Annotated in this window: 1 protein-coding gene; it reads right to left on the bottom strand. The window is 60.2% G+C overall.

Annotation, left to right across the window (positions count from 1 at the left end; translation table 11 throughout):
- Positions 1-751: catalase (locus tag BTH42_RS02680; protein WP_143751955.1), on the bottom strand; the 751-nt coding region annotated here is incomplete at both ends.

The raw sequence follows: 751 nt of genomic DNA, 5'->3' as shown, positions 1-751 counted from the left end.
TCGGCACGCGCGGCGCATTCACCGGAATCTGGTGGTGATTGATGCCGAGCCGGTAGCGCTGCGTGTCGCCGTACGAGAACAGCCGCCCCTGCAACAGACGATCCGGCGAGAAACCGATGCCCGGCACCACGTTGGCCGGCGTGAACGCCGCCTGCTCGACGTCAGCGAAATAGTTCGCCGCGTTGCGATTGAGCTCGATCGTGCCGACGTCGATCAACGGATAGTCCTTGTGCGACCACACCTTGGTGATATCGAACGGGTTGAAGCGATACTTCGCCGCGTCCGCTTCCGGCATCACCTGAATCGCGAAACGCCACTTCGGGAAATTGCCCGCGTCGATGCTGCCGACCAGATCGCGCTGCGCGCTTTCACGGTCTTGCGCGACGACCTGTGCGGCTTGCGCATCGGTGAAGTTCTCGATCCCTTGCAGCGACTTGAAGTGGAACTTGACCCAGAAGCGCTCGTTGTTCGCGTTGATGAACGAGTACGTGTGCGAGCCGAAGCCGTGCATCTGCCGGTAGTTCTGCGGAATGCCGCGATCGCTCATCAGAATCGTCACCTGATGCAGCGACTCGGGATGCCGTGCCCAGAAATCCCACGCGGCGACATTGCTGCGCAGGTTCGTGTACGGATCGCGTTTCTGCGTGTGGATGAAATCGGGAAACTTCAGCGGATCGCGGATGAAGAACACCGGCGTGTTGTTGCCGACCACGTCCCAGTTGCCTTCCTCGGTATAGAACTTGATCGAGAA

The sequence above is a fragment of the Burkholderia sp. SRS-W-2-2016 genome, assembly GCF_001931485.1.
GTDB lineage: Bacteria > Pseudomonadota > Gammaproteobacteria > Burkholderiales > Burkholderiaceae > Paraburkholderia.
Note: the sequence above shows the minus strand (reverse complement) of the source record. Positions and strands in the feature narration are given on the sequence as shown.